Source organism: Mesorhizobium sp. M2C.T.Ca.TU.002.02.1.1 (assembly GCF_003997225.1).
Genome location: NZ_RZTO01001546.1, coordinates 1 through 424, shown reverse-complemented (window position 1 = coordinate 424; position 424 = coordinate 1). Strand labels below are relative to the sequence as shown.

Sequence of the window (424 nt, the reverse complement as noted above, 5' to 3'; positions counted from 1 at the left end):
CCTCTGGCCACGCCGCTTGCCATGCGGCTCGGCGTCGCCTGGACCATGCTGTTGATGATCGCCATCGGCGCGCTCGCCTTTGTCGGCTTCCATTTCGCGCCGGATTTCTGGATGTGGTTTCCGCTCCGCGTCGCCCTGCACATCTCGCTGACGGTGCTGTTCATCCTGTCGGAATTCTGGATCAGCACCTCCGCCCCGCCCAGCCGGCGCGGCCTTGTGCTTGGCATCTACGCCACCGTTTTGTCACTTGGCTTTGCCGCCGGACCCTGGCTGTTCGCTCATCTCGGCAGTTCGGGCTTTCTGCCATTCGGCGTGACCATAGGGCTGGTGACGCTTGCCGCCATTCCGGTGCTTGCGGCCCGCAACGAGAGTCCGAGCATTGTCGCCGAGAGCGAGACCAGCCATTTCCTGCGCTACATCTGGC

Annotated in this window: 1 protein-coding gene; it reads left to right on the top strand. The window is 63.9% G+C overall.

Annotated features, from left to right (window positions below; genetic code table 11):
* Positions 1–424, top strand: a 424-nt coding sequence (locus tag EOD07_RS37210) for an MFS transporter (RefSeq protein WP_164772998.1), incomplete at both ends; no start/stop codon positions are given.